Below are 3,862 nucleotides of genomic sequence, written 5' to 3' on the forward strand. Positions count from 1 at the left end.
CAGCAGGTCCGCCGTCGCCGGCCGCAGCGCGTCGACAACGAAAACGTCTATGGGCCGGGCGGCCGATTTGAGCGGGGTCAGGAGCTGCATCGCATCGGCGACGACCATCAGGTCGCCCTGGAGCAAAACGGGCCGCTGGGCCCGTTCCCGCATCAGATTCGCCGTCGGGCTGAAGGTTCGTTTGTCTGCAAAGTGGAACCAGTGCTGCTGCAACACAAACGCGCTCAGTTGGTGTAGGGTGTCGATCCGGTCGCCGACTGCCGCCAGCATGTCGGAAACAATCCCGGATTCGCCGGGTTCCGGACGGTAGAGGGAGGGCAGGCGGCTCCGGATCGATTCGGCGGCGCTCATGCGGAGGCCTCTTCGATGGACAGTTCGAGGAGTTCGATGCGTTCGCCGGCCGAAAGCACATAGGCCGGATCCCCCATACCGGCCATGGCGGCGGCCTTTCCACTGGCCGACGCCGTCACGAAGGTCACGCTGTAGGGCGTGACGTTGGCGCCGGGCGCGGTTTCATCACCGGCGTCGAGAGCCGAGAGCGTTCCGCTGGTTTTACCCGGCAGCGGCAGGGCGTGGAAGAGCCGGGCGTAGGAGAGCGTTCGGTTCGACGCGGCGGCGTTCTGTTCGGCCTGTCCGCTCAGGTAAGCGGTGGCCTGGGAGAGCGCCGATTCGATGGCCGTTCGGTCGGGCGGGGCTTCGCCGTTGGGGTAGGCGACCAGGATGGACAGGGATGCCGGCAGCCCGGAATCGATGAACTTGACATCGGACAGGACCGTCGGATTTCCTTCGAGCACCAGCAGGCCCGCATCCCGGTCGAGGACATTGACAGGGGCGGGCGGATCTGCACTGCCGTCGTCCCAGGTGGCGGAGGTCAGTTGAACGTCTTCCACCGCCTCTTCGGCCAGCGCGGCGCCGATGACCTTGTTGATGCTGCCGTTGGAACGGGCTTCGAGGGCGTCGAAATAACCGGTCAGCGATGCGCGGATCCGATCGTGCAGGCCCCGGACCTCCTCGGGCAGGAGGCCGGCCCGGGTGGTCAGGGTCAACTCGAGGTGAACGTTCCACGCGCGACGGGTGCGGCCAGGTTGACCTGAACCCCGGCCGGCCGGGTGTCGTGGATGGCGGTCAGGAGCCGCTGCTTGAGTTCCGGGTCGAGCACACCGGCATGGGGAATGACCGTGATTACCCCCGGCGAATCGGGGTGCTCGTCGACGTCGGCATCCACGCCCTGGCGGACGATGGCCGCCTTGAGGGCTCCGAGGGTCGCCCGTTCGCTGCCGTGCAGAAACTGTTTGGCGCGCGTGCGCAACTCGGCATCGGTTTCGTCCCGCGTTCCGATCGCCGTCGGCGCCGGGTTGGTCGCCGATCCGATGCCGGCGACCGGAATCGGCATCTGGGTGATGGCGTCGGCGGGAACCGGGTCGTTGACCTCCAGGTCCCGGATGGGGATGCGGACCGTTTTTTGCCCATCCGCCATTACGGCGGCGGCGGTTGTTTCGTATTCGATGGCGCCGTCTTCCGCGGCAAACCGGGTCCCCGCCGGAATCGTGACGACCCCGGCCGATCCGGGGGCGCGTTGCAGTTCGATCTCGCCGGTCGGCCGGCCGCGCCGGATCCGTTCGATTCCCAGGAGCGCCACCACGTTGTCCAGCGATCGGCCCGTGGCGGTATCGACATATCCGGCCTCGTAGACCGCCTGCAGTTGGGCGTGAATCCGGGCCATCTCCAGGGATATCGATTCGCACAGGGTCCGCACCACGCTGCCGGCATGGATGTCGGTGAGGGGCGGGAACGTGTCGGCTGGATAATAATTCACTTCCACCAGCGTATCGATATCCGGGCGGGCGCCGTCTTTGGTCCAGGTGATAACGCCGGTCCCGGCATCAAAGGTAAAGTCTTCGTCGACCCGGAATTGGTATGAGGCGACGTTGCGTCTGCCGTGAACCGAAACGAGTTCGCCCACCGGGGCGCGCAACAGATGGATGTCCGTGTCCTGCCCCCGTGCATAGGGGTGCGATTCGGCGGCGACGCCGCCGCTGACGCCGGTCAGGACATTGTTGAGACTTCGGGATACGTGCGTCTTCGGATGGTCATGAGCCCAGCTCCAGGGAAAACGGGCCAACCGTAAAGGGTTGCGCGTCGGTTGATGAAACGATTTGGAGTTCGACATCCACCCGCGTGCGGGGGGCGGCGCCCGGCGCGACACGGACCGCTGCAATGTCAGCGATGCGCGGTTCGAGGGCGAGACTTTCGAGGATATACAGCTTGATGAGGTTTCGGGTGGTTTGGGTGTTTTCGCGACCGATCAGCTCGTGCAGGCGCGACCCGTATTCGGGATGGCCGAGGGAAGCGAGTTCGCCAACGGGGGGTGAGCAGGCGCGCCACGACCGCCTGCGCCAGGTTTTCGCGCCCGTTGACGGTGTTGATATCCTCGAAAAAGACGCGGTCCCGGCGATAACGGCGGACGCCGATTCGGTAGACCGGCCGCAGTTCGCTGTGGCGAAGCGTCAGGGCGATGTCGGTTGCCAGTTCATTCATATCGTTTGGCTTCTTTTGTCGTCACTCCGTTATCCGCCCACAAAAACGGTCCCGGAGGCGATAACCGTGCCGACGGGCATGTCGGACGGATCATTGCAGGTTTCGGCGGTGTCTCCCATGCGCGCGACGGCCTTGCCGTTGACGAATACCGAGCTGCTGCCCATGGTGATCGTCCCTTTGTCTGCCGGCTGCGATTGGAAGGCCCCCCCCTGTGGAATGTGCGCCGGTTGGTTTGTGGCGGTGCTGTCGACGGTTGCCGCAGCCTTGCCGTTGAAAAAGACATCACTGCTGAGTTCCCCGTCGATCTTCCCGGTAAACGGATGGGGCAACGGCGTGGGGATCGGTCCGCCGGGCGAGGGGATCTGCACGATGTGGGTGTCGGTCGCCATGATACTGTCGCCTTCTTTTGCCGCCGGGAGCGCCATCCGTCCGCCTCCTGGTTCAGGGGTTCAAATCGATTTTGGCACCCTTGAGGGTCATATTTCCCTGGGCTTCCATGGTAATTTCGTTGCCTTTCAGCGTCAGGTCGCCCTGACTCTCCAACGTCACGGCACCGTCCGTGGCAACGGATATGGTGCATTTTCCACCGCCGACATCGAATTCGATGGCCGGATCGTCATCCCGCAGGGTCATCACCAGTCCCGCGCCCAGAGCCATCGAAAATTCCCGTTTGTCGACGCTGTGCAGCTCCAGATGCACGGCGTCGTCATTGGCGGCGTCGTGGGGCAGGTGGAGCACCATCGTCCCGTCGTCACTGACCGGCGGCCGTTGCTGGTCGGTGTAAAGGGACCCGATGATCACAGGGCGGTGGATGTCGCCGTTAACGAACTGGACCAACACGACATCGCCTTCCGCCGGCGTTGCCGCGACACCGGTTTTCACGGCGGCCAGCGGCACTTTGGGCAGCGTGATGCCGCTGTCGCGCAGCCGGACGCTGCACGCGTAGTTGTCGGCGTCGTCATCGGACGCATGGGGATGGATCCCTTCCACGATGCCGATCTCGGCCGTGCGCAGCCGTCCCAGTTCCCGCCGGATCAACTGCTGGAGGGTGTCGATGAGTTCGCCGCTCACAACAAGCCTCCCGGCAGGCCGCCGCTGCCACCCTTCCGCCACCCGTAGACCCGGGTCAGGAAACCGGCGGCCTTGCTGTAAAAATGAATCACCTCCGCCGCCACGTATTCGCCGCCGAGGGCGTCGTGCTCGACGGTAAACACATTTCCCGGCCGCAGGATGGGGGCACCCGGCGCGTCAATGACGACGGCGCCGGTCATCCGCGCCTGCTCTGCAATGCGGGCTTCGTGGTATCCGGATACGGCGTCGGCGC

At 64.9% G+C, this 3,862-nt stretch carries 7 protein-coding genes; 1 reads left to right on the plus strand and 6 read right to left on the minus strand.

The genetic code is table 11. The annotated features are described in order from the left end of the window. The 3 genes from JCM12296_RS33110 to JCM12296_RS33120 all read right to left on the minus strand — a co-directional run. Nucleotides 1-351 (minus strand): hypothetical protein (locus tag JCM12296_RS33110; protein ID WP_157068137.1); only part of this gene is annotated, 351 nt, incomplete at its 3' end. Beyond that, nucleotides 348-1,046, minus strand: coding sequence for a hypothetical protein (locus JCM12296_RS33115; protein ID WP_054702116.1), 699 nt, complete (start codon nt 1,044-1,046; stop codon nt 348-350). The genes JCM12296_RS33115 and JCM12296_RS33110, both read right to left, overlap by 4 nt. Beyond that, nucleotides 1,043-2,170, minus strand: coding sequence for a baseplate J/gp47 family protein (locus JCM12296_RS33120; protein WP_083456756.1), 1,128 nt, complete (start codon nt 2,168-2,170; stop codon nt 1,043-1,045). The genes JCM12296_RS33115 and JCM12296_RS33120 overlap by 4 nt, the downstream gene beginning before the upstream one ends. Here JCM12296_RS33120 and JCM12296_RS39395 point away from each other — a divergent pair. Next, nucleotides 2,157-2,372 (plus strand): hypothetical protein, encoded by a 216-nt coding sequence (locus JCM12296_RS39395; protein ID WP_054702122.1) that lies wholly within the window; start codon nt 2,157-2,159, stop codon nt 2,370-2,372. The genes JCM12296_RS33120 and JCM12296_RS39395 overlap by 14 nt on opposite strands. A 195-nt stretch (nt 2,373-2,567) precedes the next feature. Here the strand turns inward: JCM12296_RS39395 and JCM12296_RS33130 are convergent, their stop codons facing one another. The 3 genes from JCM12296_RS33130 to JCM12296_RS40650 form a co-directional block, all read right to left on the minus strand. Then, entirely contained in the window at nt 2,568-2,963 is a 396-nt protein-coding gene (locus JCM12296_RS33130; protein WP_054702125.1) for a PAAR domain-containing protein, read from the minus strand. Between the two features lie 16 nt (nt 2,964-2,979). Continuing rightward, entirely contained in the window at nt 2,980-3,609 is a 630-nt protein-coding gene (locus JCM12296_RS33135) for a phage baseplate assembly protein V (RefSeq protein WP_054702127.1), read from the minus strand. Beyond that, nucleotides 3,606-3,862 (minus strand): hypothetical protein (locus JCM12296_RS40650; RefSeq protein ID WP_172684237.1); only part of this gene is annotated, 257 nt, incomplete at its 5' end. The genes JCM12296_RS40650 and JCM12296_RS33135, both read right to left, overlap by 4 nt.

Origin of the sequence: Desulfosarcina cetonica JCM 12296 (genome assembly GCF_001311845.1) — a bacterium.
In the GTDB taxonomy this organism is placed as follows: Bacteria; Desulfobacterota; Desulfobacteria; order Desulfobacterales; family Desulfosarcinaceae; genus Desulfosarcina; species Desulfosarcina cetonica.